Origin of the sequence: Cryobacterium cryoconiti (genome assembly GCF_004403065.1) — a bacterium.
Taxonomy (GTDB): Bacteria; Actinomycetota; Actinomycetes; order Actinomycetales; family Microbacteriaceae; genus Cryobacterium; species Cryobacterium cryoconiti.
On sequence record NZ_SOHA01000034.1, the window covers coordinates 81,547 to 104,744 of the forward strand.

21 protein-coding genes, 1 tRNA gene, 1 other RNA gene and 1 pseudogene are annotated in these 23,198 nt (G+C 67.3%); 9 read left to right on the forward strand and 15 right to left on the reverse strand.

All coding sequences use genetic code 11. The features are described 5' to 3' along the window. The 3 genes from E3T49_RS10985 to E3T49_RS10995 form a co-directional block, all read right to left on the reverse strand. Entirely contained in the window at nt 1–732 is a 732-nt protein-coding gene (locus tag E3T49_RS10985) for an HlyD family efflux transporter periplasmic adaptor subunit (protein WP_134424952.1), read from the reverse strand. Continuing rightward, a complete protein-coding gene (locus tag E3T49_RS10990) occupies nt 729–2,438 on the reverse strand; it encodes a glycosyltransferase family 2 protein (RefSeq protein WP_134424953.1) in 1,710 nt (569 codons plus the stop codon). The genes E3T49_RS10985 and E3T49_RS10990 overlap by 4 nt, the downstream gene beginning before the upstream one ends. 365 nt (nt 2,439–2,803) lie before the next feature. After that, a complete protein-coding gene (locus E3T49_RS10995; RefSeq protein ID WP_134424954.1) occupies nt 2,804–4,183 on the reverse strand; it encodes a cation:dicarboxylate symporter family transporter in 1,380 nt (459 codons plus the stop codon). Nucleotides 4,184–4,348: 165 nt separating this feature from the next. On the opposite strand from E3T49_RS10995, the gene E3T49_RS11000 reads away from it, so the two are divergent. Both E3T49_RS11000 and E3T49_RS11005 read left to right on the forward strand, forming a co-directional pair. Beyond that, complete coding sequence (locus E3T49_RS11000; protein ID WP_134424955.1) at nt 4,349–6,031, forward strand: sensor histidine kinase; 1,683 nt, start codon at nt 4,349–4,351, stop codon at nt 6,029–6,031. Continuing rightward, entirely contained in the window at nt 6,024–6,734 is a 711-nt protein-coding gene (locus E3T49_RS11005) for a response regulator (protein ID WP_134424956.1), read from the forward strand. The genes E3T49_RS11000 and E3T49_RS11005 overlap by 8 nt, the downstream gene beginning before the upstream one ends. 37 nt (nt 6,735–6,771) lie before the next feature. On the opposite strand, the gene E3T49_RS11010 is transcribed toward E3T49_RS11005, so the two are convergent. The 4 genes and pseudogenes from E3T49_RS11010 to E3T49_RS11025 form a co-directional block, all read right to left on the reverse strand. Continuing rightward, nucleotides 6,772–7,284: a mycothiol transferase gene (locus E3T49_RS11010; RefSeq protein ID WP_134424957.1), complete on the reverse strand. Its 513-nt coding sequence runs from the start codon at nt 7,282–7,284 to the stop codon at nt 6,772–6,774. Nucleotides 7,285–7,458: 174 nt separating this feature from the next. Next, on the reverse strand, nt 7,459–8,919 hold the full coding sequence (locus E3T49_RS11015; RefSeq protein WP_134424958.1) for a DUF222 domain-containing protein: 1,461 nt from the start codon (nt 8,917–8,919) through the stop codon (nt 7,459–7,461). Between the two features lie 127 nt (nt 8,920–9,046). Continuing rightward, nucleotides 9,047–9,196: pseudogene (locus E3T49_RS16845) on the reverse strand (DapH/DapD/GlmU-related protein); the annotation flags it as partial. A 459-nt stretch (nt 9,197–9,655) separates the two neighbouring features. Further along, nucleotides 9,656–9,731: transfer RNA gene (locus E3T49_RS11025), tRNA-Lys, on the reverse strand. 123 nt (nt 9,732–9,854) lie between these two features. Between E3T49_RS11025 and E3T49_RS11030 the strand changes: the two genes are divergently transcribed. The 4 genes from E3T49_RS11030 to E3T49_RS11045 all read left to right on the forward strand — a co-directional run bounded on the left by E3T49_RS11030 (nt 9,855) and on the right by E3T49_RS11045 (nt 13,039). Further along, nucleotides 9,855–10,709 (forward strand): inositol monophosphatase family protein, encoded by an 855-nt coding sequence (locus tag E3T49_RS11030; protein WP_134424960.1) that lies wholly within the window; start codon nt 9,855–9,857, stop codon nt 10,707–10,709. 102 nt (nt 10,710–10,811) lie between these two features. After that, a complete protein-coding gene (locus E3T49_RS11035) occupies nt 10,812–11,297 on the forward strand; it encodes a septum formation family protein (protein ID WP_166785527.1) in 486 nt (161 codons plus the stop codon). A 38-nt stretch (nt 11,298–11,335) separates the two neighbouring features. After that, on the forward strand, nt 11,336–11,806 hold the full coding sequence (locus E3T49_RS11040) for an RrF2 family transcriptional regulator (RefSeq protein WP_134424962.1): 471 nt from the start codon (nt 11,336–11,338) through the stop codon (nt 11,804–11,806). A gap of 69 nt (nt 11,807–11,875) precedes the next feature. After that, nucleotides 11,876–13,039: a globin domain-containing protein gene (locus E3T49_RS11045; RefSeq protein ID WP_134424963.1), complete on the forward strand. Its 1,164-nt coding sequence runs from the start codon at nt 11,876–11,878 to the stop codon at nt 13,037–13,039. A gap of 13 nt (nt 13,040–13,052) precedes the next feature. Here the strand turns inward: E3T49_RS11045 and E3T49_RS11050 are convergent, their stop codons facing one another. From E3T49_RS11050 to prfB, 7 genes are all read right to left on the reverse strand, one after another. Further along, nucleotides 13,053–14,777, reverse strand: a complete 1,725-nt coding sequence (locus E3T49_RS11050; RefSeq protein WP_134424964.1) for a SulP family inorganic anion transporter — start codon at nt 14,775–14,777, stop codon at nt 13,053–13,055. 82 nt (nt 14,778–14,859) lie between these two features. Beyond that, nucleotides 14,860–15,108 (reverse strand): hypothetical protein, encoded by a 249-nt coding sequence (locus E3T49_RS11055; protein WP_134424965.1) that lies wholly within the window; start codon nt 15,106–15,108, stop codon nt 14,860–14,862. 182 nt (nt 15,109–15,290) lie between these two features. Further along, nucleotides 15,291–15,665, reverse strand: a transfer-messenger RNA (tmRNA) gene (gene ssrA / locus E3T49_RS11060). A 150-nt stretch (nt 15,666–15,815) separates the two neighbouring features. Next, on the reverse strand, nt 15,816–16,292 hold the full coding sequence (smpB, locus tag E3T49_RS11065; protein WP_134362550.1) for an SsrA-binding protein SmpB: 477 nt from the start codon (nt 16,290–16,292) through the stop codon (nt 15,816–15,818). An 89-nt stretch (nt 16,293–16,381) separates the two neighbouring features. Beyond that, nucleotides 16,382–17,296, reverse strand: a complete 915-nt coding sequence (ftsX, locus tag E3T49_RS11070) for a permease-like cell division protein FtsX (protein ID WP_134424966.1) — start codon at nt 17,294–17,296, stop codon at nt 16,382–16,384. After that, entirely contained in the window at nt 17,293–18,498 is a 1,206-nt protein-coding gene (gene ftsE, locus E3T49_RS11075; protein WP_134424967.1) for a cell division ATP-binding protein FtsE, read from the reverse strand. Before ftsE ends, ftsX begins: the two co-directional genes overlap by 4 nt. Nucleotides 18,499–18,579: 81 nt before the next feature. Then, a complete protein-coding gene (gene prfB, locus E3T49_RS11080; RefSeq protein WP_134424968.1) occupies nt 18,580–19,689 on the reverse strand; it encodes a peptide chain release factor 2 in 1,110 nt (369 codons plus the stop codon). Between the two features lie 63 nt (nt 19,690–19,752). On the opposite strand from prfB, the gene E3T49_RS11085 reads away from it, so the two are divergent. The 3 genes from E3T49_RS11085 (at nt 19,753) to E3T49_RS11095 (ending at nt 22,207) form a co-directional block, all read left to right on the forward strand. Then, entirely contained in the window at nt 19,753–21,024 is a 1,272-nt protein-coding gene (locus E3T49_RS11085; protein ID WP_134424969.1) for an MFS transporter, read from the forward strand. Between the two features lie 62 nt (nt 21,025–21,086). Further along, nucleotides 21,087–21,548, forward strand: a complete 462-nt coding sequence (locus tag E3T49_RS11090; RefSeq protein ID WP_134424970.1) for a nitroreductase family deazaflavin-dependent oxidoreductase — start codon at nt 21,087–21,089, stop codon at nt 21,546–21,548. A gap of 2 nt (nt 21,549–21,550) precedes the next feature. Next, nucleotides 21,551–22,207 (forward strand): pentapeptide repeat-containing protein, encoded by a 657-nt coding sequence (locus E3T49_RS11095; RefSeq protein WP_134424971.1) that lies wholly within the window; start codon nt 21,551–21,553, stop codon nt 22,205–22,207. Nucleotides 22,208–22,283: 76 nt separating this feature from the next. On the opposite strand, the gene E3T49_RS11100 is transcribed toward E3T49_RS11095, so the two are convergent. Further along, the gene (locus E3T49_RS11100) at nt 22,284–23,168 is read right to left on the reverse strand and encodes an EamA family transporter (protein ID WP_241972772.1); all 885 of its coding nucleotides are present in this window, start codon (nt 23,166–23,168) and stop codon (nt 22,284–22,286) included. Nucleotides 23,169–23,198 lie beyond the last annotated feature (30 nt).

The window sequence follows — 23,198 nt, forward strand, 5'->3', positions numbered from 1 at the left end:
TCAGAGTCCGATCTTGCGCAGAAAGTCGACGAAACCGTCTCCGACCCCGGCGAGAATCCCGTCGTCCCGCAGCAGCAGTCGCGCGGTCACCGGCGTTCCGCGGGCCACCAGGCCGTTGTCCTCACCATCTCTGAGCCCGGTGCTGGTCACGCGCACCAGGGTCCTGGCCTGGCCGAGTTGGGTCTCCACGTCGAGGGATTCCACCGTGCCGCGCACCATCCGCTGGTTCGGCAACAGGATGTCCACCTCTGCACCCTCCTCGATCCTGGAGTAGTCCCGGCTCGACAGAACGTACTCCGCCGAAACGAACAGCGAACCCTCCCGGTCGACAGTGGCCAGGACCTGGCCGGCCTGAACGAAGGAGCCGCGCTCGGTCGTGATGTCCGAGACGGTTCCGGTGACGGCTGCGGTGAGGGTGATCACGCCATCCGTCGTCACCGAATAGGCGATGGTGTTCGCCTTGATCAGTCCCTCGGCCAGGTCGGCCTGCAGGCTGGCACTCTGCAGGGTGAAGAGGGGCTGGCCGGCGAGCACGCGCTCGTTCTCGCTGACGAAACGTTCGAGCACGGTGCCGCCGTAGTCGGTGCCCACCGGGAACCGCTCCGCCTCGATGGCGGCCGACCGGCTGGTGGCCTGAGCCTGGCGTTGATTGAACACGAGGGTCAGCCCTGCCACGAGCACGAACACGCCGATCAGCCCGACGACCAGCTTGAGTCGGCTCTGCCAGGTCATCGGATCACCGCCCTGCCGGCGCGGCGCTGCAGCCGGGCCTCGCGGGCGGCCGCAACGACGAAGCTGCCCAGCACGATGGTGTTGGTCACGTTCCACGCCATGGCCAGGGTCGGCACGCCGTTCCCCACATCCCGCCAGATGGCGACGACCGAGGTGAGCAGCAGGAAGACGAAGAACAACACCTGCGGAATCATGAAATTGAATGGCGAACTGGCCCGTGACCGGTCGCCCGTGGCACTCCATTTCTGCTCCCGACCGACGAGCACATTGACCAGCGCAGCCACGTAGATGGGGAAGGATGCCGTGGCGAGCATGAGCGTCTCCCAACGGAACGATCCCATCGTGTAGAAGGCCAGCAGGATCTGCATCACGTAGAAGCCGGCGTAGTAGAGCAGCCAGGTGAACACCGTCGTGCTGAGGTTCATCGGGCGCAGATCGAAGAAGATCTCCAGCGGCGGCACGAGCAGCAGCAGCAGCGGGCAGATGCCGGTGAAGTAGAACGTGCCCGTGACGAGATATTGCAACCGCTGGTCGAGGGTGAGCCGGCGCCGGAAGCTCAGCGGGTTGTGCTGGAACAGGATTTCGAACCCGCCGGTCGCCCAGCGTAGTTGCTGCTTGGTGTAGGCCTCCACCGACTCCGGGGCGGCGCCGACGGCCAGCACCTGGGGGATGAAAATGGTGTGCCAGCCCCGTTCGTGCAGCATCAGGGTCGTCCACACGTCTTCCGACTTCGACCCGGTGTAGAGCCCGTGCACGTCGTCGATGGCGGTGCGGCGCAGGATCACGTTGGTACCCACGCAGAAGGCCGCGTTGAACCTGTTGCGGCCGGGCTGGATGAAGCGGTAGAAGACTGACTGCATGTACGCGGCGCCACGGGAGATGACCGTGTGCAGGTTGCCGTAGGACTGCGGTGTCTGCACGAAGGCGACCGAGGCATCCGTGAAGAACGGAACGGTCTCGACCAGGAATTCGGGGTCGGGCACGAAGTCGGCGTCGAAGATCACGAAGAAGTCGCCCTTGCTCAACGCCAGCGCATGGTTCACGTTGCCGGCCTTCGCCCCGTTGCTGCTCAGGCGTCGCAGATAGCGCGCCCCGGCCTCGGCTGCCAGCTCGCGTACCGCGTCGGAGCGTCCGTCGTCGAGCACCCAGGTCGTGTGCGCACCGCGAAGGGCGACCGCGGCGGTGACCGTGCGACGGATGACCGCCGGGTCTTCTCCGTAGGTGGTGATGAACACGTCCACAGTGATCGGGGCGTCGCCGAGGTACATCGCCCAGCGGTGGGGAGCCAGCGAGAATCCATCGCGGGCGATCTCCCTCGAACGGAACAGGCTCTCCCTCGCCAGGTGGAAGGCGAAGTCACGCGGGTCCCTGGAGGCGGACAGAATCGTCCACATTGACAGCAGTGCCTGCACGATCAGGATCGATTCGGCGAGGAGCACCATCGAGTAGGGCAGCCAGTCTCCGCGGTTGGACGGGTTGAGCAGGAAATTCGCGTAGGCGAGAATGCCGAGGGTCGCGATCAGCACGAGCATCACCAGCGAGGGTGACTGGGCCCGGCCGGGGTCCGGCGGCCGGGCGAGCAGGGACGGTTCCGGCCGGAGCACCGCTGAGGAGGCAGGGGCCAGGTCGGAGGTTGCGGCCGGGTGCGGGGCTTCGATCTGGAGCGGGGGCGCAGAAAGCTGCGGCCGCGAATGAAGGGTCGTCATTCGGTGTTCTCTTTCGGGGAAGAGGAGACGGGCGCTGCGGGTAGGCCGGAAGACGACGCGTGGCGACTCCGGCGGGGGCGGGTGACTCGCGGTGGCCGGAGGTAGGGGCTCTCCGGCGTGCGGACACGCACCGTGCGGCGTCGTCGGCGCTCGGGGTGCTGCGGTGAAGAGGGTGGCGACCCGCAGCGGGTTACGGCAACGATAAGGGCTGGTTCAGCCGGTGCGGGTGACGCTCAGGTTTCGTTTCGGTTAACTCCCACCGCGCAGGTTAACGCATTCGCGGCGCAGGTTGTGGAAGCCGGCGCACGATAGAACGTGCGCCCACTTCCACAACCTGCGCCGCGGACATCCGTGCCGGAGCAGGATCAGACCGTGAGCGCCGCCGTCTGGGCGGCCTTCTCCGTCGTGGCCGCCGTCTCGGCGGCGCTCGGCGTGTGGTGGTGGGCGATCATGGTGGTCTCGTCGAACGGTTCCTCCCGGCTGAGCACGCGGTCGACCTGATCACGGTCGATCTCCTTGGTCCAGGAACCGATCAGCACGGTGGCCACGGCGTTACCGGTGAAGTTCGTGAGTGCGCGGGCCTCGGACATGAACCGGTCGATCCCCACGATGAAGCCGACCCCGTCGAGCAGCTGCGGAGCGTGGGCCTGCAGTCCGGCGGCGAGGGTCGCGATGCCGGCACCGGACACGCCGGCGGCACCCTTGGAGGCGATGATCATGAAGGCGAGGAGCCCGATCTGCTCCCCCAGGGCGAGCGGCTGACCCATGGCCGTGGCGATGAACAGCGAAGCCATGGTCAGGTAGATCGCCGTGCCGTCGAGGTTGAAGGAGTAGCCGGTGGGGACCGTGACGCCCACGACGGGCTTGGAGACGCCCAGGTGCTCCATCTTGGCGATCAGCCGCGGCAGGGCCGCCTCGGAGGAGGACGTCGAGAAGATCAGCAGGTATTCGCGGCCGAGGTAACGCATCAGCTTGAAGATGTTGACGCCGGTGACCAGTTTGAGCAGCCCGCCCAGGATGACCACGATGAAGAGGATGCAGGTCGCGTAGAAGGCACCCATCAGGGTGAACAAACTGATCACGGCCTGGATACCGGTCGCGCCGACGACGGCGGCGATGGCGCCGAAGGCACCGATCGGCGCGAGCCACATCACCATGATCAGGATGCGGAAGACCAGGGCCTGCACGTGCGCGATGCCCTCGAGGATCGGCTTGCCGGCCGGACCCATCTTCTGCAGGGCGAAGCCGGCGATCAGGGCGACAAGCAGAGTCTGCAGGATGTTGCCGGCGGTCAGCGACGAGAACAGGGTGGTGGGGATGATGCCGAGGAAGAAGTTCGTCTCCGCTGCCTCCGGCGGCACGAACGCGGTCGCGTTGAGGTCCAGCCCCGCGCCCGGCTTGACCAGGTTGCCCACGAAGAGACCGATCGCGAGGGCGAAGGTGGACATGATCAGGAAGTAGCCGAGGGCCAACCCGCCGATCCTGCCGACCGTGGCCGCCTTCGCGATGGATCCGATGCCGAGGACGATGGTGCAGAAGATGATCGGCGAGATCATCATCTTGATCAGCGCGATGAAGATGTCGCCGAGCGGTTTGAGCGAGACGGCGAAGCCGTCCTTGCCGCCGAAGAGCAGCCCGACGACGACGCCGAGAATCACGGCGACGATGACCGCCATGTACAGGTAGTGGGACTTGTCCAACTTTTTCGTGGACTTGTCGACACGAGCGGGAGGCAGTGACGCCATAAAAGACTCCTTTGTCTAGTAACTAGGCTGGGGTGGGGCGCTGGTGCGTCCGGGCCATCCGTGGTGCATTTCACACTGGTCGACCGAAGCGCCCGCGTCACTGTTGCGGTCATATTGGTCACGACCGGCCGCAGCACCACGGTGTGCACGCGAGAGAAGGATGCAATGGGGCCAGGCTGGAGCATCGCGCGCCGCCTGTTTCTGGCGAACGCCCTGTTCATCATCGCGATGACCGTGTTCGTGGGCACCGCAGCGTTCGTCGACGCCCGAGACCGCGGCTTCGTGGCGACCGAGGAACGGATGCTGTCGGTCGCCAGCACCATTGCCGACAACCCCCTCGTGCAGGACGCCAGCCGCACGGCCGATCCCAGTGCGGTGTTGCAGCCCTACGCCCTGGCCGTCACGGCGGATGCCTCCCTCGACTTCATCACGATCATGTCGCCCGACCGCACCCGCTGGACCCACCCGACCGAGTCGGAGATCGGCCAGCCCTATATCGGTGCCGTCGAGCCGGCCCTGTCCGGGGAGGCGTTCACGGAGGTGACCACCGGCACCCTGGGGCCGTCGGTGCGGGCCGTCGTGCCGGTCACCGACGACGATGGCACGGTGCTCGCTCTGGTGGCCGCGGGCGTCAAGACGAGCAACCTGTCCATCGCCCTGAGCGCGCGCCTGCCGGCCGTGCTCGGCGTGGCCCTGATCCTGCTGGCCGCCGGCACGGTCGCCGCGTGGTTCCTCGGCCGCTACCTCAGCCGGGTCACGCTCGGCTGGGGTCCCGAGCAGCTCGCCCAACTCTTCGTGTACTACGACTCCGTGCTGCACTCCGTGCGGGAGGGTCTCGTGCTGGTCGGCCTGACCGGGGAGGTCGTGCTGTACAACGATCAGGCCGCCCGGCTGCTCGGCCTGCCGCCACGCCCCATGGGCGCAGAACGGGCGTCCGCCGCCGCGACCACCACCCAGAGCCTGGACCGGTTGAACCTTCCGCCGGCCCTCAGCGACCTGTTGCAGAGCGGCCGTCCGACCCTGGACGAGATCTACGTCACCGACGAGCGCGTGCTGGTCGTCAGCCAGCAGCCGGCGCTGAAACCGGGCAGCGGTCGAACCAAACCCGCTCCGATGGGCTGGGTTGCCACGATCCGCGACCACACCGACCTGCAGTCGCTCGACAGCGAGCTGCGGTTGATGCGCACGCTCTCGGATGCCCTCCGCGCCCAGACTCATGAGCACGCCAACCGCCTGCACACCATCGTTTCCCTGATGGAGCTCGGTCGTGGCGCCGAAGCCCTCGATTTCGCCACCCAGGACCTGGAGCTCAGCCAGCAGCTCACCGACGACATGATCGACTCGGTCGACGAGCCCGTGCTCAGCGCCCTGCTGATGGGCAAGTTCGCCCAGGCCAGCGAATTGGGGGTGCTGCTCACGGTCGAGGCCGCGGGCACGCTCGCCGAGTCAGGACTGTCGGCACAGGACCTGGTCACGGTCGTGGGCAACCTGGTCGACAACGCGCTGGACGCTGCCGCCGGCGGGGAGGCTCCTCGCCGGGTACACCTCGCGGTGACGTCCACCGGCACAGCGGTGGTGATCGAGGTAGCCGATTCCGGGCCCGGCGTCGCCCCGGACGCCGTGACCGACATCCTCCGTCGTGGCTACAGCACCAAGGAACCCGGCACCTTCGGCCGAGGCCTCGGCCTCGCGTTGGTGCGGCAGACCGTGAACCGGCTCGGCGGCAGCCTGGGCATCAGCCGCCGCGACGGGGCCGTGTTCACGGTCACCCTCCCCTGGCAGCCGGCGCCGTCCCGCGCGGCGGACGAACCCGGCCTCGCGACGAGGACGACGGGCTTCCATGGCTGACGGGGATATCCGTGTGCTCGTCGTCGAAGACGAAGCCATCGCGGCCGAGGCTCACGCGGCCTATCTCGGTCGGCTGACCGGGTTCGTGCACGCGGGCACGGCCGGGAACGGCCACTCCGCGCTGCGCGCCCTCACCGCCGCCGCGTCCGCCGGCACGCCCATCGACCTTGTGCTGATGGATATGACCTTGCCGGATCTGCATGGCCTCGACGTGAGCCGACGGATGCGCGCGGCCGGCCTGACCACGGACATCATCGCCATCACGGCGGTGCGCGAACTGCAGATCGTGCGGGGTGCCGTCGCGGCCGGGATCGTGCAGTACCTGATCAAACCGTTCACGTATGCGACATTCGCGCAGAAGCTGGTGCAGTACCGGGAGTTCCGGAAGCAGCTGGGCAGCCAGTCCGTGGTGACCAGCCAGACCGATGTGGATCACGCCTTTGCCAGCCTGCGCACGCCCACCGAACTGCCCCGGCCGAAGGGATTGTCGGAGGGCACCCTCGGCGCGGTGATCGAGTTCCTCAAGCTGCAGACCGCCCCGGTCTCCTCCAGTGAGGTCATGGAACAGCTGGGAATCTCGCGGGTGACGGCCAGGCGCTACCTGGAGCATCTGGCCGACACCGGGTCGCTGGACCGGTCGCCTCGCTACGGAACACCGGGCCGGCCGGAGAACGAGTATGCCTGGAAGCGGCTGACGCAGTGACCGGTCCCGTGGGCGGTGTGTCTCACTGCGTGGGCTCTCACCGCCCTGCCCGTTCCGCGAGCCCACGCACGTAGGCAGCCTGGCCGGCATGTTGCAGATCGTCGGCGAGAACGCTGATCAGGCGCACCGCTAGGGTGACCGGCGGGGTCCACCGGGTGTCGACGACGCGGGAGAAATCTGCCGCGGTGAAAGTCGGCAGCCAGGCGACGGTGCGGGAGTGCACGGCGTCGTAGTATCCGGCCAGAACGGATGCGTCAGCGCGCACCTGCCCAGTTTCCTCAGCGGTTTGCCCGTAGCCGGTGGCCGCTCGGTCGAATGGGAGCGCGAACCTGTCAGCCCAGCCGGCGCTCTCCCAGAGCTGCTCCTCGTTCATGATCTCGGACAGGTGGTCATCCTGCACCCGGGTCAGGTGCCAGATCAGCCATGCGATGCTGTTCGCCTCCGGGTCGGGGCGGAAGGTCAGCAGCTGCTCGTCGGCATCCTCGAGCACGACATGCACGATGCCCCGGATGTGTCCGTGGGCTTCGGCGATCAGGTAGCTCGACAGCATCCGTTCTCCTCACGTCTCGTGTCTCGACTGGCATCGTTCGTGCCACCTCGGTGGCACCGCAGACAGAATAGCCCCGGCCGATCGTCGAGCCCGTCGAGACCCACCCGGCGGTCAAGCCCGTCGAGACCCACCCGGCGGTCAAGCCCGTCGAGACCAGACACCAGACACCAACTCCTACAGCGTCGCCCGCTTGCTCGGCAGCGCGATGAGGATCTGCTCCGGGTCGACCTCGACCGGTGGCCGGAGCCAGTAGTCGTTGCCGGTGCGGATGATGCTCCAGTGCTGGTTGTGCAGCAACAGGTGGTGCGGGTGACAGAGCAGCACTCCGTCGGCGAGGTCGGTGTAGCCGTTGTCTTTCAACCATTCGTTGATGTGATGCGCTTCGGTCCACGCGGGCGATCTATCGCAGTCGACCCACCGGCAGCCCCCGTCGCGGACCCCCATCGCGGCGCGCTGCGCTTCGGTGAAGAGTCGTTGGTCACGGCCGACGTTGATGATCTGTCCGGTGTCGTCAACCTGGATGCCGCGGGTTCCGGTGTCGCAGAGCAGCCGGTCGATGGTTTCCTGCGAGATGGGAACGGGGTTTCCCTCGATCTGCCCGTGGGCGGCGGCTTCGCGGGTTTCGGTTGCTTCGGCGGTCTCCGGGGCGGCCGGCTGGCCCGGCGTCAGCGCCTTTTCGGTCACGATGACCCGAACCGCGGGGCGGCGCCCGCCGAAGACCCGGCCCTGGTCGGCCTCACCGGCAATCTTCAGCAACTGCACCAGGGCGTCGGCGGCGATCTGCTCGGTGCTGCGCGGGTCGTCCTGCACACGTTTGGCCCAGGCGGCCTTCTCCTTGTCGACGAAGCGTACCCCGCCGCGGCGGGGGCTGGTCACGGAGTCGAAAGTCGAGAGCACGAACTCGCCGTCTTCGGGGGCGAAGAGGCCGTGCAAGCGCACCTTGCCGTTTCCCAGCCGGTAGACCCGCAGGAACCGGTCGTCGTGGGCCTGCTTCTCGCGGGCGGCGATGCCGGCCTCGTCGAGCTGGTCACGGAGGCGGCGGGCGAGCTTGAAGACCTGATCTGCGTTCAGTGACGCGGCCTCGACGAGGAGGGAATCGAGGGCGGTGCCGAGCTTGTCGGCGGTGACCGCGGCATCGATCTCGCCGAGGCCGGAACGGATCGACTCGGCCGCATCGACCGAGAGAGTGCCCTCGGTGACGGCCCGGGCGATCGGCGCCTGCCAGGGCACCTTCGCCTCGAAAGCGGCGACGAGACCGGGATCCGCGTCGGGCGACTCCAGGGCCGCCTCGACGAGCTTCTCCGCCGCTTCAGCATCGGCCATCATCGTGCCGACCGCGACGAGCTTGAACGCGTCGTTCTTCGTCGACCCGGTCACCGTCTGGATCAGTGCCTCGGGCGAGAGGAACCCCTGCTGGGCGGCCAGGCCGGAGTGGCCGAGCTCGGGCCGGGAGCGACGGGCGATGGTCGCGGCCATCCACGCCGAGCGGGTGTCGAGAAGCCGCCGGGCTGCCGCGATCTGCCTCTGACCGGCCAGCACTTCGGCGTCGGGAAGAGCCTCGTAGTCGGCGCAGGAGGAGCCCAGGCGGGCGACGGCATCCGTTGCCTGTCTGAGGTCGTCTGCGGTGGTGGTCATGATTCGAGAATACCAGGAATAGTAGGTGTAGTCGAGAGTCTGTCACCTATTTGTCAATGTTTTTTCGAAGTTCAGTTCTATCTCGGCGAGGCTTGTTCGATCACCGGGTCAGCTAGCCCTCCAGCGACCTGATCAGTCGAGCCGGCACGCCACCATGGACGGTGTTGGGCTCAACGTCCCTGGTCACCACGCTGCCGGCGGCCACGATGGCCCCATTGCCGATCGTGACACCGGGCAGAATGGTGGCGAAGGCACCGATCCAGGCTCCATCGCCGACATGGATGGGCTTGGTCACCAGCGGCCCGACTCGGAACTCGCTTGGTCCGATCTCATGGGTGCTCGTGACGAATCGCACACCCTGGGCCACAGCCGCGCGCCCGATGACCACGCGCTCATTCCCGTCGAAGTAGCAGCCCTCATTCACGAAGGCGCCGGGCTTCAGAACGACCATCCTGGATCCGAACGAGACCCCTTTCAACACTCGGGAACCTCTGACGTTCATCCCGGCAAGGCTGAGCAGCCGAGACCGATGCGCCCCATTGATGATCAGGGGCGATGCCAGGAGCCAATTGACTATGACATCGTGCCAGATTCGAACCGCGTGGGACCTGTCCTTAGTGGCTCGTGCAGATCTGATTTTTTCCGCCTTACGCTGAAGGTTCTGTGGACTGCAAATCAGGCTAGCGAGTACAAAAAAGGCCGGGTCCCGTTTGCAACGGGCCTGGCCTTTTCCTGATGGTGCACCCCCCCGGACTTGAACCGGGAACCCACTGATTAAGAGTCAGTTGCTCTGCCAATTGAGCTAGAGGTGCTTATTCTTTTTCTCTCCGATCCGGGGCGACCCGAACCGACTCTAGATACTAACAGCCGGATTGCCCCCGGCGCCAATCGAGGCACAAACCGGTGAGTCGCGCCAGAATTACTAGTCTTGGACTGTGACCCAGACTCAGAATTACTCCCTCGACGACGACCTTCTGCAAGCGATCGAGCTCGCCGATCTGGCCGATGCGATTTCGCGTGACCGGTTCACCGCGATGGACCTCGTCGTGACGACCAAACCCGACCGCACCCCGGTGACGGATGCCGACCAGGCCGTCGAGCGTGCCATCCGCACGGCTTTGGCCGAACGCCGCCCGGCCGACGGTATCCTCGGCGAGGAATTCGGCACCGAGGGCACGAGCGTGCGCCAGTGGATCATCGATCCGATCGACGGCACCGCCGGCTTCCTCCGCGGCATCCCGATCTGGGGCACCCTCATCGCCCTTGCCGTCGACGGCATCCCGGTGGTGGGAGTGGTCAGCTCCCCCGCCCTCGGCAAACGCTGGTGGGCCCGCTCCGGTGGCGGCGCCTGGATGACCGATGAGCGCACTCCCGGCGCCGCCCCCGTGCGGCTGCAGGTGTCCGGTGTCGCCGAGCTCGCCGACGCTTCACTCAGCTACAACAGCATCCAGCAGTGGGACCAGACCGGACACCTCGACGAGCTCGTCACGCTGTCCCGTCAGGTCTGGCGCACCCGTGCCTACGGCGACATGTGGTCGTATATGCTCCTCGCCGAGGGGCTCCTCGACATCGTCGCGGAATACGACCTGCAGCCCTACGACATGGCCGCCCTCGCCCCCATTGTGCAGGAGGCAGGTGGCCGGTTCACCTCGGCCGACGGCCAGTCCGGCCCCTGGCACGGCAGCGCGCTGGCCACCAACGGCCTGCTGCACGAGCCGGCACTGCAGGTCCTTTGCGGGGCAGCTCCGACAACGGATGCCGCGGCGCCCCCCACCCTGCCGGCGCGCTAACCGAGTCCCCACCCCATGCCCTCGCCGCTTGCCCGCTCGTCGGCCCGCCAGCCTGCTCGCCGGCGTTCCCCCGTGCGCCCTCGTCCCGGCGTCAGGTCGCTGATGCTGGTCCTGACGGCCGGCGTGATGACCGGCGCCCTCAGCGGCTGCAGCGTGATCGGAGACATGCTGCCGACCCCGGTGCGGAGCGTGGCGCCCGTGCCGGCCTCCGCTCTCGGCCAGGTCACCGAGGTGTCGACCCTGCTGGTCGGGGATTGCCTGCGCGAGGCCTGGGAGGGACTGGACGCGACCGCCTCGACCGTTCCGGTCGTCGACTGTGCCGACAGCCACGACTTCGAGGTCTTCGGCCGGTTCAAGGTACCGGGCGACGCCTTCCCCGGCGACGACTCGGTGACCGCAGCGGCCGAATCAGGCTGCGAGTCCCGGTTCGCGGAGTTCGCCCTGATCGACTACCGCTCGTCCTCGCTCGATTTCGCCTATCTGACACCGACCGAGCAGAGCTGGGGTGGAGCCGGCCCCGACGTCTCCTGCCTGATCACCGACCCGGCCGGCCCCGTGACCGGCACTCTGGCCGGCGCAGCACGCTGACCGCGCGGCACCGCGGTCGGCGGCCGTACTGTTAGTCCATGAGGATCAACGCCTTCTCGGACGTCTCGCTGCGGGCGCTCATGTTTCTGGCGACCCTCCCCGAGGGCGACCTGCAGACTTCCCGCATCATCGCCGAGGCGGTGGACACTCCGTACACCCACGTCAGCAAGGCCATCATCCGCCTGCGCGAGCTGGGACTGGTCGAGTCGGTGCGTGGGCGCACCGGCGGCGTGCGCATCAGCCCGGCCGGCCGCGCGGCGACGGTGGGCTGGCTGCTGCGCCGGCTCGACACCCGCGCCGACGTGGCCGACTGCGAAACGCCCCACGGCGACTGCCCGCTCCACCTGGGCTGTGGGCTGCGCACGGCCCTGCGCCGGGCCCGGGAGGCGTTCTACGCGGAGCTCGACGACATCGTGATCTCTGAACTCCCCCACGTCGGCTTCCCCGGGCCGGTTCTGGTTCCCCTGCAGACGCCGACCATGCCGCCACGCCGCCCCGATCAGGGGTAATGCGGTCAGATCGGCTAATTAGCATTATAAATGCTACTTTTGAGCGTCCCCCAATAGCTTGGAGTCCGCATGCTTTCCACCCAGTCACTGCCCCTCATCGAAGCGACTCTGCCCCTCGTGGGCGAGCGTATGCCCGAGATCGCGAAGAACTTCTACAGCAGGATGTTGACCGCCCACCCCGAGCTCTTCGACGGCTTGTTCAGCCGGTCCAACCAGAAGAACGGATCGCAGCAGCAGGCGTTGGCCGGCAGCATCGCCGTCTTCGCAACCTACCTGGTGCAGAACCCCGACACCACGCCGGAGGCCATGCTCTCCCGCATCGCGCACAAGCACATCTCGCTCGATATCCAGCCCGAGCAGTATGACATTGTCTACAAGTACCTCTTCGAGGCCATCGCCGAGGAGCTCAGCGACGTCATCACGGCCGAGATCGCCGGCGCCTGGACCGAGGTCTACTGGCTGATGGCCCACGCCCTGATCAAGATGGAGAAGGGTCTCTACTCCGGCCTCGCCAGCGACCGGCCGCTCGCGCCCTGGGTCGTCGTGAAGAAAGAGGCCGCCGGCACCGACGCTGTGACGTTCACCCTCGAGCCGGCCGACGACACCCCCGTGACGCCCGCCCTGCCGGGCCAGTACGTGAGCGTCACGGCCACCATGCCCGACGGAATCCGCCAGGTGCGCCAGTACTCCCTCTCCGCCGGCACGGCAACGACCCGCGTCTTCACCACCAAGCTCGACGCCGACGGCGAGGTCTCCCCCGTGCTGCACCGTGACGTGCAGGTCGGCGACACCCTGATCCTCTCGGTGCCGTGCGGCGACGTGACCCTCGATCAGGGCACCGGTCCGCTGATCCTGGCCTCGGCCGGAATCGGGTGCACGCCGAGCGCGTCGATCCTGCGCTCGCTGGTGGACAGCGGCTCGAAGCGCGAAGTGCTCGTGCTGCATGCCGAGAGCAACCTCGAGCGTTGGGCTTTGCGGGACCAGATGAGCGAAGACATTGCCCTCCTGGAGACGGCCGAGCTGGAACTCTGGTTGGAAACACCGAGCGAGGGCCATCACGAGGGCTTCATGTCTCTGGAGAACGTGACGATCCCCGAGGATGCCTCGGTCTACCTTTGCGGTCCGCTCCCGTTCATGCGCAGCCTGCGCTCCCAGGCGCTGGGGTCCGGCGTGCCGGCCGATCGCATCCACTATGAGATCTTCGGCCCTGACCTCTGGCTCGCCGGCGTCTGACCCAGGCCGGGCGTCAGGCTTCGTTCTCCCATTCGGTGCCCTCGAGGTCCCCGCGCAGGGTGCCGGTCGCCTCGTCGACGGCCTCGCCGACGGTGTCCGCGAACCGTTCCGGCGGGAACCGTCGGGCCAGACCGTAGTCGCGCAGGTGGTCTTTCACGGGACCCTTCATCTCGGCGAAGATCAGGGTGATCCCGCGTGAGGCGAGAAAGTCATCGAGTTCGAGCAGTTCCTCCACGGCGGTCGTGTCGATGTCGGTGATCGGCTCGGCCGCCAGGATGACTGTGCGCACATCGCTGCCGGCCTCGGTGACGATGCGGCGCACGTAGTCGTCGAAGATGCCGCCGTTGGCGAAGAACAGCGGCGCATCGAAGCGCACGATGACGATTCCGGGCAGTCGCTCCCCCTCCGGGTGCCGGGACAGGTCGTGATACCCGCGCTGCCCGTGGATGCGCCCGAGCTCGGCCCGGTAGGGTCGCCAGGAGTGGCTCACGAACGCTCCGAGCGACAGTGCGATCGCCACCCCGATGCCCTCGATCACGCCCACCACCAGAACGCCGAGGAAGGAGGCGAGCGACAGCGCGGCATCCACTTTGTTCATCCGCACCAGCGCGATGAACCCTGTCACGTCAATCAGCCCGGCGACGGCGACGATGACGACCGCGGCGATGGTCGCCGACGGCAGGAAGACGGTGAGGCCGGGTACGAGCAGCATGAACAGGACGATCAGCACCGCCCCGACGACGCCGGTGAGTTGCGTGCGTGACCCCGCGTTCTCCGCGACGGGGGTGCGCGACGACGACCCTGAGATGGCGAAGCCGCCGAACAGGCCGCCCGCCACGTTCGCCAGGCCGATGGCGGCCATCTCCTGGCTGCCGTCGACGGTCTCGCCGCGCCGTGCGGCGAAGGTGCGCGACAGCACGGCGGTGTCGGCGAAGGCGATCAGGGCCACGCCGAGGGCGGGGAGGGCCAGCGCGGCCACATCCGCCCAGACCAGGCCGCCGAGTGCCGGCGCCGGCAGTCCTTGCGGCATCGCCCCGACCACGGGCAGTTCGTCCTGCAGCCCGAGGAAAGCGGTCAGGGCTGTGGCCAGCACAACCGCTACGAGCACGCCCGGAATGCGTGATTTGGCCCAGGACAGTCCGACGATGATGGACAGCGACCCGAGGCCGAAGAGCAGGGCGGTCTGATCGATCTGGCCGTCGATGACACCGGAGACGATGGCGACCACATCGCTGTACGGCGTCTCCGAGTCGATCGAGAAGCCCAGGAGCGCCGGCAACTGCGACAGGATCACGAGCAGCCCGAGGGCGTTCAGGTAGCCGACCCGGATCGGCCTGGACAGCAGGTCGGTCACGAAACCGAGGCGCAGCAGTCCGCCCAGCAGGAGGATCAGGCCGACCATGATCGCCAGCAGACCGGCGAGGGCCACCGACCGCTCGCCATCGCCGAGGGCGAGCGGCAGGATCACGGCGGCGATGATGGGCGCCAGCGCGGAGTCGGGGCCGAGCACCAGCACGCGCGAGGGACCGAATAGGGCGTAGGCGGCCAGGGGAATGATTGTGGCGTACAAGCCGGTCTCCGGAGGGAGACCCGCCACCTTGGCATAACCGATGCCCACCGGGATGAGGAGTGCGGTCAGCACGAGTCCCGCCCTGAGGTCGGGGATCAGCCACGCGCGCCGGTAGTTGAGCGCGGTATCGACACCCGGCACCCACTTCTTCACCCAGCCAGCCGCCATGCACTTCCTCCCGGCCCTATCTTGGTACATCCGGGCGGTCGCGTCTGCGGCTGGCCGTCATGCCGCCCCCATCAGTGGCCTGCTACTGCGCACGGATCGAGAACAGCTCCTGCGGTTCACTGGAGACACGCCCGCTACCGAAGAGCAGGCCGGTCCCCGAGGCGAGATAGACGGTCGCGACCGTATCGGCCAGACCGTGCAGCACTCCGCCGGCGCGCAGCACGACGCTGAAACGGCGCCAGTTGGTGAGCACGAAGGAGTAGAGGGGGCGCGCCTGCGCGATCCCGCGCAGAGCACGGAGCAGGAAGACTGTGCCGAGAACAATGGTCACCGCGTGGATCAGGCACGGCACGGCACACACGACCCGGAGCCATCCGTCGCCGTCGGCGAACGTGCCGCTCGCGCCCGCTCGAAGGTCGGCCTGCAGCAGTCGGGGAAGATGTACGGGTAACGAAAAAAGCCCGCAATCACGAGGATTGCGGGCTTTCGCTCAATAGGTGTGACAGCAACCGATGGTGGAGATGCGGGGAATTGAACCCCGGTCCACTGCTGTGGTCATATGCCTTCTACGGGTGTATCCAGTGAAATCGTTCTACTCGGCCCCGGAACTTGCCACTGGCATCTGATCCGACGAGCCCAGCCCTCGTTCAAGTCCCCCTACACCCCGCGGCTCAGAGTAGGAGCAATCTCTCTAAATGACGTCAGGATCCGGGTAGAGAGCATTCCCGGTCTGGCGGACTTCTTAGTGCGCTCGCTTAGGCAGCGAGGGCGAAGTCAGTGCGGTTTGATTTGGCACTTATTGTTTTGCAGAGATCGTTTACGAGATAACCCTGCATCCTCGACCCGCTTCTCATAATTGCGCAGGCAATGTCGAAACCGATCATCCCCATGTGCACTCACTGCCTTCATTCCGGCAATCAAGTGGGTTACTGTCACACGCTGTTGAGTTGTCAATCTACTTAGTTGCCTTCTGCACGGCCCGATCTGATCGACCGTTTCGTACAGCCCCTTAGCCTACAACAGACCAGGCCTGGAAGGCTAGTCGCCCAGGTTCTTTCGGGCGGAGATGGCCCGGTCGGACTCGCGTTTGTCCTGACGCTCGCGCAGCGTCTGGCGCTTGTCGTATTCCTTCTTGCCCTTCGCGACCGCGATCTCCACTTTGGCATTGCCGTTCTTGAAATACAGCCGCAGGGGAACGAGCGTGTAGCCGCCCTCTTTGGTCTTGTGGCTGATCTTGATGATCTCCTGCTTGTGCATCAGGAGCTTGCGCTTGCGCCGCGGCGGATGGTTGGTCCACGTGCCGGCGACGTACTCCTGGATGTGCACGGCGTCGAGCCAGATCTCGCCGTTCTCGATGAAGGCATAGCCGTCGACGAGCGAAGCCCGTCCGGCCCGAAGCGACTTCACCTCGGTGCCGCTGAGCACCATTCCGGCCTCGTACGTCTCCTCGATGAGGTAATCGTGGCGTGCCTTGCGATTGGTCGAAACGACCTTCTCGCCTATTTCCCTGGGCACGGCATGCTCCTCAACTCGGTGTGTGTCCGACGCGATGCCGACCAGCCCATCAGTCTAGCGCGCACTGGGGGCGAGGCGAGCGGGCTGGGTCAGACCTTCAGATAGCGCGTGATGGCGAATTGCGCGGAGAACGCGGCCAGGACCGCGCCGACAACCAGCAGGATGGGTACAACCACCAGGGCGTCCTGCATGCCGACGAGCGAGAAGTTGGTCAGACGATCACCCAGATAGCCCTGCACGAACCAGTACACGCCGCCGAGAACCGCGCCCCCCGCCAGCAGTGATCCGAGCAGGGCCGCGAAGACCCCCTCCAGGATGAAGGGCGTTTGAATGAACCGGTTCGATGCGCCGACGAGCCGCATGATGCCCAGCTCACGCCGCCTGGAGAACGCGGAGAGACGGATGGTGGTGGCGATCAGCAGGGCGGCCGCCACGAGCATCAGCGCGGCGATGCCGATCGCGGTGTAACTGGCCACGTTGAGCACCGAGAAGATCTGGTCCAGGTATTTGCGCTGGTCAGCCACATTCTCCACGCCGGCAATTCCGGACAGACCTTCCACAAGCACATCCGATTGGGACGGGTCGTCGAGGTTGACCCAGAACGTCTCGTTCAGCTGGTCCGCTGTGACGTAGTCGACGACGGGGTTGTCGGCGAACTGCTTCTTGAAGTTCTCGAAAGCCTGGTCATGGGTCTCGAAGTAGTACTTGTCGATGAACGGCGACAGGGTGGGCGATTCGAGTTGCGCCTTGACCGTGTCGATCTGCTCGGGAGTGGCCTCGCCCGCCGTGCACGTTTCGCCGGAGGAGATGGTGGTGCACATGTAGATGCCCACCTGAGCGCGGTCGTACCAGAAATTCTTCATCTGGCCGATCTGCATCTGCATCAGGATCGCGGCGCCGACGAAGGTCAACGAGATGAAGGTCACGAGCACCACGGAGACGACCATGGAGGCGTTGCGGCGCAGGCCGTTGGCGGCTTCGGAGAGCACGAGTCCGAGTCTCATCGGGTAGGTCCTACATTCTGTTCGCCGGTCTGGTCCGGTTTCTCGCCCGGCGCGCGCAGCCCGAGCTTCTCGGCCAGGGTCAGCTGCTCCGGCACGTCGTGCTGGGTGATCGGAACGACGGGGCGGGTCATGGCGCGGCTGAGGTCGCTCACCGGGGCGTCGTCGGCGACATCCGTCTTTGCGTCCTGGGTGTCGTCAGCGTCGACGGGTGCCGGTTCGACCGGGGTGTCCAGGGCCGGGAGCGGGGCAGGCGCAGGCGCAGGTGCGGGCTCCGGGGCACGTACGGGCACCGCGGGGAAGGTGAGCGGCGGATGGTCGGCCGGGAGAACCTCAGCGGCGGCGGTCGCGTTCACGGAAGCGGGAGCAGGAGCCGGAGCAGGAGCAGGAGTCGTAGCCGGAGCGGGAGCCGGGGCGAACACGGATGCCGGGGCCGGAGCCGCGGGCGCGACGCTGGACGTGCCGCTGGGCGCCGACCGGGCCGAGCGTCGGCCGGTGCCGGCCGCCACGGTCGGGATGGCCGCGGTGGCGTAGCCGCCCTGGCGTTCGTCGCGCACGATGCGTCCGCCGACGAGTTCGATCACGCGGCGCTGCATCTGGTCGACGATGCCGGCCTCGTGGGTGGCCATGATCACGGTCGTGCCGCCGGCGTTGATGCGCTCGAGCAGGGCCATGATGCCGGCGCTGGTGGTGGGGTCGAGGTTTCCGGTGGGCTCGTCGGCCAGCAGGATCTGCGGCTTGTTGACGATGGCGCGGGCGATCGCCACGCGCTGCTGCTCACCGCCGGAGAGTTCGTGCGGCAGGCGCAGGGCCTTCTCGGCCAGGCCGACCATCTCCAGGGTGTCGGGCACGGCTTCCTGGATGAAACCGCGCGACTTGCCGATGACCTGCAGGCTGAACGCGACATTGTCGAAGACGCTCTTGTTCGGCAGCAACCGGAAGTCCTGGAAGACCACGCCCATGTTGCGCCGGAAGTACGGCACCTTGCGGTTGGAGATCGACTTGAGGTCCTGGCCGAGCACGTGAATGCTGCCGCTGGTGGGCCGGTCCTCCTTCAGCACCAGGCGCAGGCAGGTGGACTTCCCCGAGCCGGAAGCACCGACGAGAAAGACGAACTCTCCGCGCAGCACCTCGACGCTGATCGCGTCCAGTGCCGGTCGGTTCGTTCCCGGATACTTCTTGGTGATGGTGTCAAAACGAATCATGGCCCCTTGAGCCTAAGCAGGCATCCTGATAATTCCTACTCCGACATACCGAACCGGAAACAGGAGACACAGATCGAGCGCCTAATCCTGCGGGGCCTGCTTGCGCCAACGGATGCCGGCGGCGATGAAACCGTCGAGGTCACCGTCGAAAACCTGGCTGGGGTTGTTGACCTCGTAGTTGGTGCGCAGGTCCTTGACCATTTGGTACGGAGCGAGCACGTAGCTGCGCATCTGGTCGCCCCAGCTGGCCGTGATGACCCCGGCGAGTTCCTTCTTGGTGGCGGCCTCCTGCTCGCGCTGCAGCAGCAGCAGACGGGACTGAAGCACGCGCATGGCGGCGGCCCGGTTCTGGATCTGGCTCTTCTCGTTCTGGCAGCTCACCACCGTGCCCGTGGGGAGGTGGGTGATGCGTACGGCGGAGTCGGTGGTGTTCACGGACTGGCCACCGGGGCCGCTGGAGCGGAAGACGTCGACGCGGATGTCGTTCTCGGGCACCTCGATCGATTCGGTCTGCTCGATCAACGGCACCACCTCGACGGCGGCGAACGAGGTCTGGCGTTTGCCGGCGGAGTTGAACGGGCTCATCCGCACGAGGCGGTGGGTGCCGGCCTCGACGCTGAGCGTGCCGAAAGCGTACGGCGCATCCACCTGGATGGTCGCACTCTTGATGCCGGCCTCTTCGGCGTAGCCCACGTCGAGCACCTGCACCGGGTAGTTGTGCTGCTCGGCCCAGCGCAGGTACATGCGCAGCAGCATCTCGGCGAAGTCGGCCGCGTCCACGCCGCCGGCGCCGGAACGAATGGTGATGACCGCCGGGCGCACGTCGAATTCGCCGTTGAGCAGCGTGTGCACCTCGAGGTCGCCGAGCACCTTCGTGATGCTCGCAAGTTCCGCGGTGGCCTCGTCGGCCGATTCCTGATCTCCCTCGGCGTTGGCGAGCTCGACCAGCACCTCGAGGTCGTCGAGGCGGGATTCGATGCTGACGATGCGGGCCAGTTCCGACTGGCGGTGGCTCAGTTCGCTGGTCACCTTCTGCGCATGGTCGGAGTCGTCCCACAGGTCGGGCGCACCGGCCTGTTCATTCAGGTCGGCGATATCGGTACGGAGTCGATCGATATCGATCACCGACCGGATGTCGTCAAACGTGGCCCGCAGTGCGGCGATCTGCTCCGAGAATTCCAGCTCAATCATGTCGGACCCCAGCCTACCGGGCCGGAACGCGCCGGGCCCGGCGCGAGATAGCATCGAAACGCCATGAGTAACGCCGAGCGCCCCTTCCAGATGCGCTCCGTCGCACTCGCCGCGTTTCTCCCGACGCTGCTGTTCTCGATCGGCGAGGGCGCCATCATCCCGCTGATCCCGATCGTGGCCGACGATCTCGGGGCCACGCTCGCGATCGCCGGGTTCATCGCCGCCATGATCATGGTGGGCGAACTGGCCGGGGACATCCCGAGCGGCTGGGTGGTCGCCCACATCGGCGAGCGCAACGCGATGCTCTGGGCTTCCCTGCTCGCGATCATCGCCGTGCTGATCTGCATCGTCGCTCCCAATCCGCTCGTGCTGGGCGTCGGCGTCTTCCTGATCGGCCTGGCCACCGCCGTCTTCGCCCTCGCCCGGCACGCGTTCATGACCAGCTACGTGCCGCTGGTCTACCGGGCCCGGGCACTGTCGACCCTCGGCGGCATCTTCCGCGCCGGCTGGTTCATCGGCCCGTTCATCGCCGCCGCCCTGCTCAGCCTCACCGGAAGCACCGAGTCGGTGTTCTGGGTATTCGTGGTCTGCTGCCTCGGCGCGGCGGCGATGCTGCTCCTGCTGCCCGACCCCGAGAGCACCTTCGGCGGCCCAGAGCTGGTGACGGCGCCCGACGGCTCCGTCGTGCCGGCCGGACGAGAGCTTGCGGCCGAGGAGTCCCAGGGGCTGTTCCGCACCATCTGGGGCTATCGGGCGGTGCTGCTCCGCCTCGGCACCGGCGCCGGCCTGGTCGGGGCGATGCGCGCCTCCCGCACGGTGCTGCTCCCGCTCTGGGCGGTCAGCATCGGCATCAGCGTGCCCGACATCGCGTTGATCATCGGCATCGCCGGCGCGGTCGACTTCGCCCTCTTCTATGCCAGCGGCCAGATCATGGACCGCTTCGGCCGCATGTGGACCGCCATCCCGTCGATGATCGGCCTGGGCACCGGGCACCTCATCCTCGCGTTCACGCACGACCTGCCCGGCAACGTGGAGTGGTTCATCGCCGTGGCCATGCTCCTGTCGCTCGCCAACGGCATCGGCAGCGGCCTGCTGATGACCCTCGGCGCCGACCTGGCGCCGAAGAACACCAGCCCGGCGCCGTTCCTGGGCGCGTGGCGCTTCACCGCGGACCTGGGCGGCGCGGTCGCCCCCCTGGCCGTGGCCGGCCTGACCGCGGTCGCCACCATCTCGATCGCCAGCGGCGTGGTGGGCGTGTTCGGGCTGCTCGGCGCCGTGATCCTCGGCCGCTATATCCCCCGCTACGCACCCCGCCGTCCGCGCCTTCGCCCCTGAGCCTCCGCAGACCTGCCCGCTGACTAAGAACAGATGTCCACCCGAGGGCGTTTAATGGTCGTATGCCCCTCATCGGAGAATACGAGCCCGGCACCCAGCAGTGGGTGCGCGACCAGGTCGACCTGTACGAAAGCTCCGGCGGCACTCAGGGCACCACCCTCCGCGGCATGCCCGTCATCGTGCTGACCACCCTCGGGGCCAAATCGGGCAAGCTGCGCAAGACCCCGCTCATGCGCGTGGAGCACGAGGGGGCCTACGCCGCGATCGCCTCCCTCGGCGGCAGCCCGAAGAACCCGGTCTGGTACGGCAATGTGGTGGCCCACCCGCTCGTGGAGCTGCAGGATGGCCCGATCCGGCAGGACATGCTGGCCCGCGAGGTCACCGGCACCGAACGCGCCGCGTGGTGGCAGCGGGCCGTGGCCGCGTACCCCGACTACGCCGACTACGAGAAGAAGACGGACCGGGTCATCCCGGTGTTCGTGCTCGAGCCTGTTCCTCCCGCCGACGCCGCCTCTGCTTCCTAGAGGTGGCGCGCGCGAAGACCCGCGGCCCGCAGCTCGACCCCATCGTGCTGGCCGGTCTGACGGATGCCGACGGCAGCGACCTCCGCGCCGGTGACAGCCGGGAAGCCGAGCGTTTCACCGGCTGCGACCTGTCCGGCCGGGACCTGACCGGCATCGGCTTCCAGGAGTGCGAGCTGCGCGGAGTGTCGCTGAGCGATACCCAGCTGCGCGGGGCATCCGTCGCCGACTGCGTGGCCGGCGAGCTGCACGCGTCGGTCTTCTCCGCACCACGCTCGAGCTGGCGGGACGTTTCGATCGAGCACTCCCGGCTCGGGTCGGTCGAGCTCTACGAGGCCACCCTGCGCTCGGTGCACATCGACGGGTCCAAGCTCGACTTCGTGAACCTGCGCGGGGCCACTCTCACCGACGTGCTGCTCTCCGACTGCATCATCGAGGAGCTCGACCTGGGCGGCGCCACCGTGCAACGCCTGGAACTGCGCAACTGCCGCATCGGCACCCTCGACGTCACCCGCGCCACCCTCAAGGACGCCGACCTGCGCTCGAGCGATTTCAGCGCCATCCACGGACTCGAGGGTCTGCGCGGCGCCACCATCGACGACGCCCAGCTCAGCCTGCTCGCGCCCGTTCTCGCCGCGCACCTGGGCATCATCGTCACCTAGAGGCTCGTCGGCTCACCGGCCCGAACGCCGGGCAGGGCGCTCCGGGGCGGCCTGTGACGGATACCCGCACGCCCGGTCAGGGAGTCGCGCCCGCGATGATCTCCAGTTCGGATTTCGGGGTGTCGCGCTGACTGGCGATGGCCGCGCCGGCCGCCACGCACACCACCAGAATGGCGATCTGCTGTTGCAGCAGGAAGGTCTCCCCCAGCACCAGCGCGCCGAACAGGGCCGCGATCACCGGGCCGAAGCTGGTGATGATCGCGTAGAGGCGCGGGGTGATGCGGCGCAAAATGTAGGTGTCCAGCGTGTACGGGAACGCCGACGAGAGCACGCCGATGGCCAGCAGCAGCCCGATCACACCCCAGTTGAGGGTGGTCCAATCGACCGTGAGCAGCGCGAACGGCACCAGAAGCGTCAGGCTCACGACGCTGGCCACGGAGATGCCCTCGAGCCCCGGGAAGGTCACGGCCACCTTGCGGGTGAGCAGAATATAGGCAGCCCACGATGCCGCCGCGGTCAGGGCGAAGAGGATGCCGAGCACGTTCAACGCCCCGTCCGACCAGGTCAGCATGAACACCCCGCCCGCCGCCGCCGCGGCATAGACGAAGTCGAGCAGACGACGCGACGAGGCCAGAGCGAGTGCGAACGGGCCCAGGAACTCGATCGTGGCGGCGATGCCGAGTCCGAGCAGGTCGACGGCCTCGTAAAAGGTCAGGTTCATCACGGCGAGCACGACGCCGAGCGCCAACGCGGGCCACAGCCGCCGCCAGGTCAGGCCGGCGAGCTTGGGCCGGTAGAACGGCAGCACCGTGGCCGCCATCACCAGTTGCCGCACGGCGACCACGACGGGAGAGCCCACGAGCGGGATGGCGAGGCCCGCCAGCGACGACCCGAAGTTGATGCTCACCTCGGTCACGAGCTGGGCGCCGGCACCGGTCAGGCGGTCGCGTTCAGCCGTCACGATGCTCCTCCCCCGGCGCCGGGGCAGGCG

Bases quoted from the DNA above. Each gene is read 5' to 3' on its own strand.
- E3T49_RS11015 (WP_134424958.1), bottom strand. From the start codon at position 8,919: ATGACCACCACCGCAGACGACCTCAGACAGGCAACGGATGCCGTCGCC.
- E3T49_RS11040 (WP_134424962.1), top strand. From the start codon at position 11,336: ATGAGGATCAACGCCTTCTCGGACGTCTCGCTGCGGGCGCTCATGTTT.
- E3T49_RS11090 (WP_134424970.1), top strand. From the start codon at position 21,087: ATGCCCCTCATCGGAGAATACGAGCCCGGCACCCAGCAGTGGGTGCGC.
- E3T49_RS11050 (WP_134424964.1), bottom strand. From the start codon at position 14,777: ATGGCGGCTGGCTGGGTGAAGAAGTGGGTGCCGGGTGTCGATACCGCG.
- ftsX (WP_134424966.1), bottom strand. From the start codon at position 17,296: ATGAGACTCGGACTCGTGCTCTCCGAAGCCGCCAACGGCCTGCGCCGC.
- E3T49_RS11035 (WP_166785527.1), top strand. From the start codon at position 10,812: ATGCTGGTCCTGACGGCCGGCGTGATGACCGGCGCCCTCAGCGGCTGC.
- E3T49_RS10985 (WP_134424952.1), bottom strand. From the start codon at position 732: ATGACCTGGCAGAGCCGACTCAAGCTGGTCGTCGGGCTGATCGGCGTG.
- E3T49_RS11000 (WP_134424955.1), top strand. From the start codon at position 4,349: ATGGGGCCAGGCTGGAGCATCGCGCGCCGCCTGTTTCTGGCGAACGCC.
- E3T49_RS10995 (WP_134424954.1), bottom strand. From the start codon at position 4,183: ATGGCGTCACTGCCTCCCGCTCGTGTCGACAAGTCCACGAAAAAGTTG.
- E3T49_RS11010 (WP_134424957.1), bottom strand. From the start codon at position 7,284: ATGCTGTCGAGCTACCTGATCGCCGAAGCCCACGGACACATCCGGGGC.
- prfB (WP_134424968.1), bottom strand. From the start codon at position 19,689: ATGATTGAGCTGGAATTCTCGGAGCAGATCGCCGCACTGCGGGCCACG.
- E3T49_RS10990 (WP_134424953.1), bottom strand. From the start codon at position 2,438: ATGACGACCCTTCATTCGCGGCCGCAGCTTTCTGCGCCCCCGCTCCAG.
- E3T49_RS11045 (WP_134424963.1), top strand. From the start codon at position 11,876: ATGCTTTCCACCCAGTCACTGCCCCTCATCGAAGCGACTCTGCCCCTC.
- E3T49_RS11005 (WP_134424956.1), top strand. From the start codon at position 6,024: ATGGCTGACGGGGATATCCGTGTGCTCGTCGTCGAAGACGAAGCCATC.
- ftsE (WP_134424967.1), bottom strand. From the start codon at position 18,498: ATGATTCGTTTTGACACCATCACCAAGAAGTATCCGGGAACGAACCGA.
- E3T49_RS11085 (WP_134424969.1), top strand. From the start codon at position 19,753: ATGAGTAACGCCGAGCGCCCCTTCCAGATGCGCTCCGTCGCACTCGCC.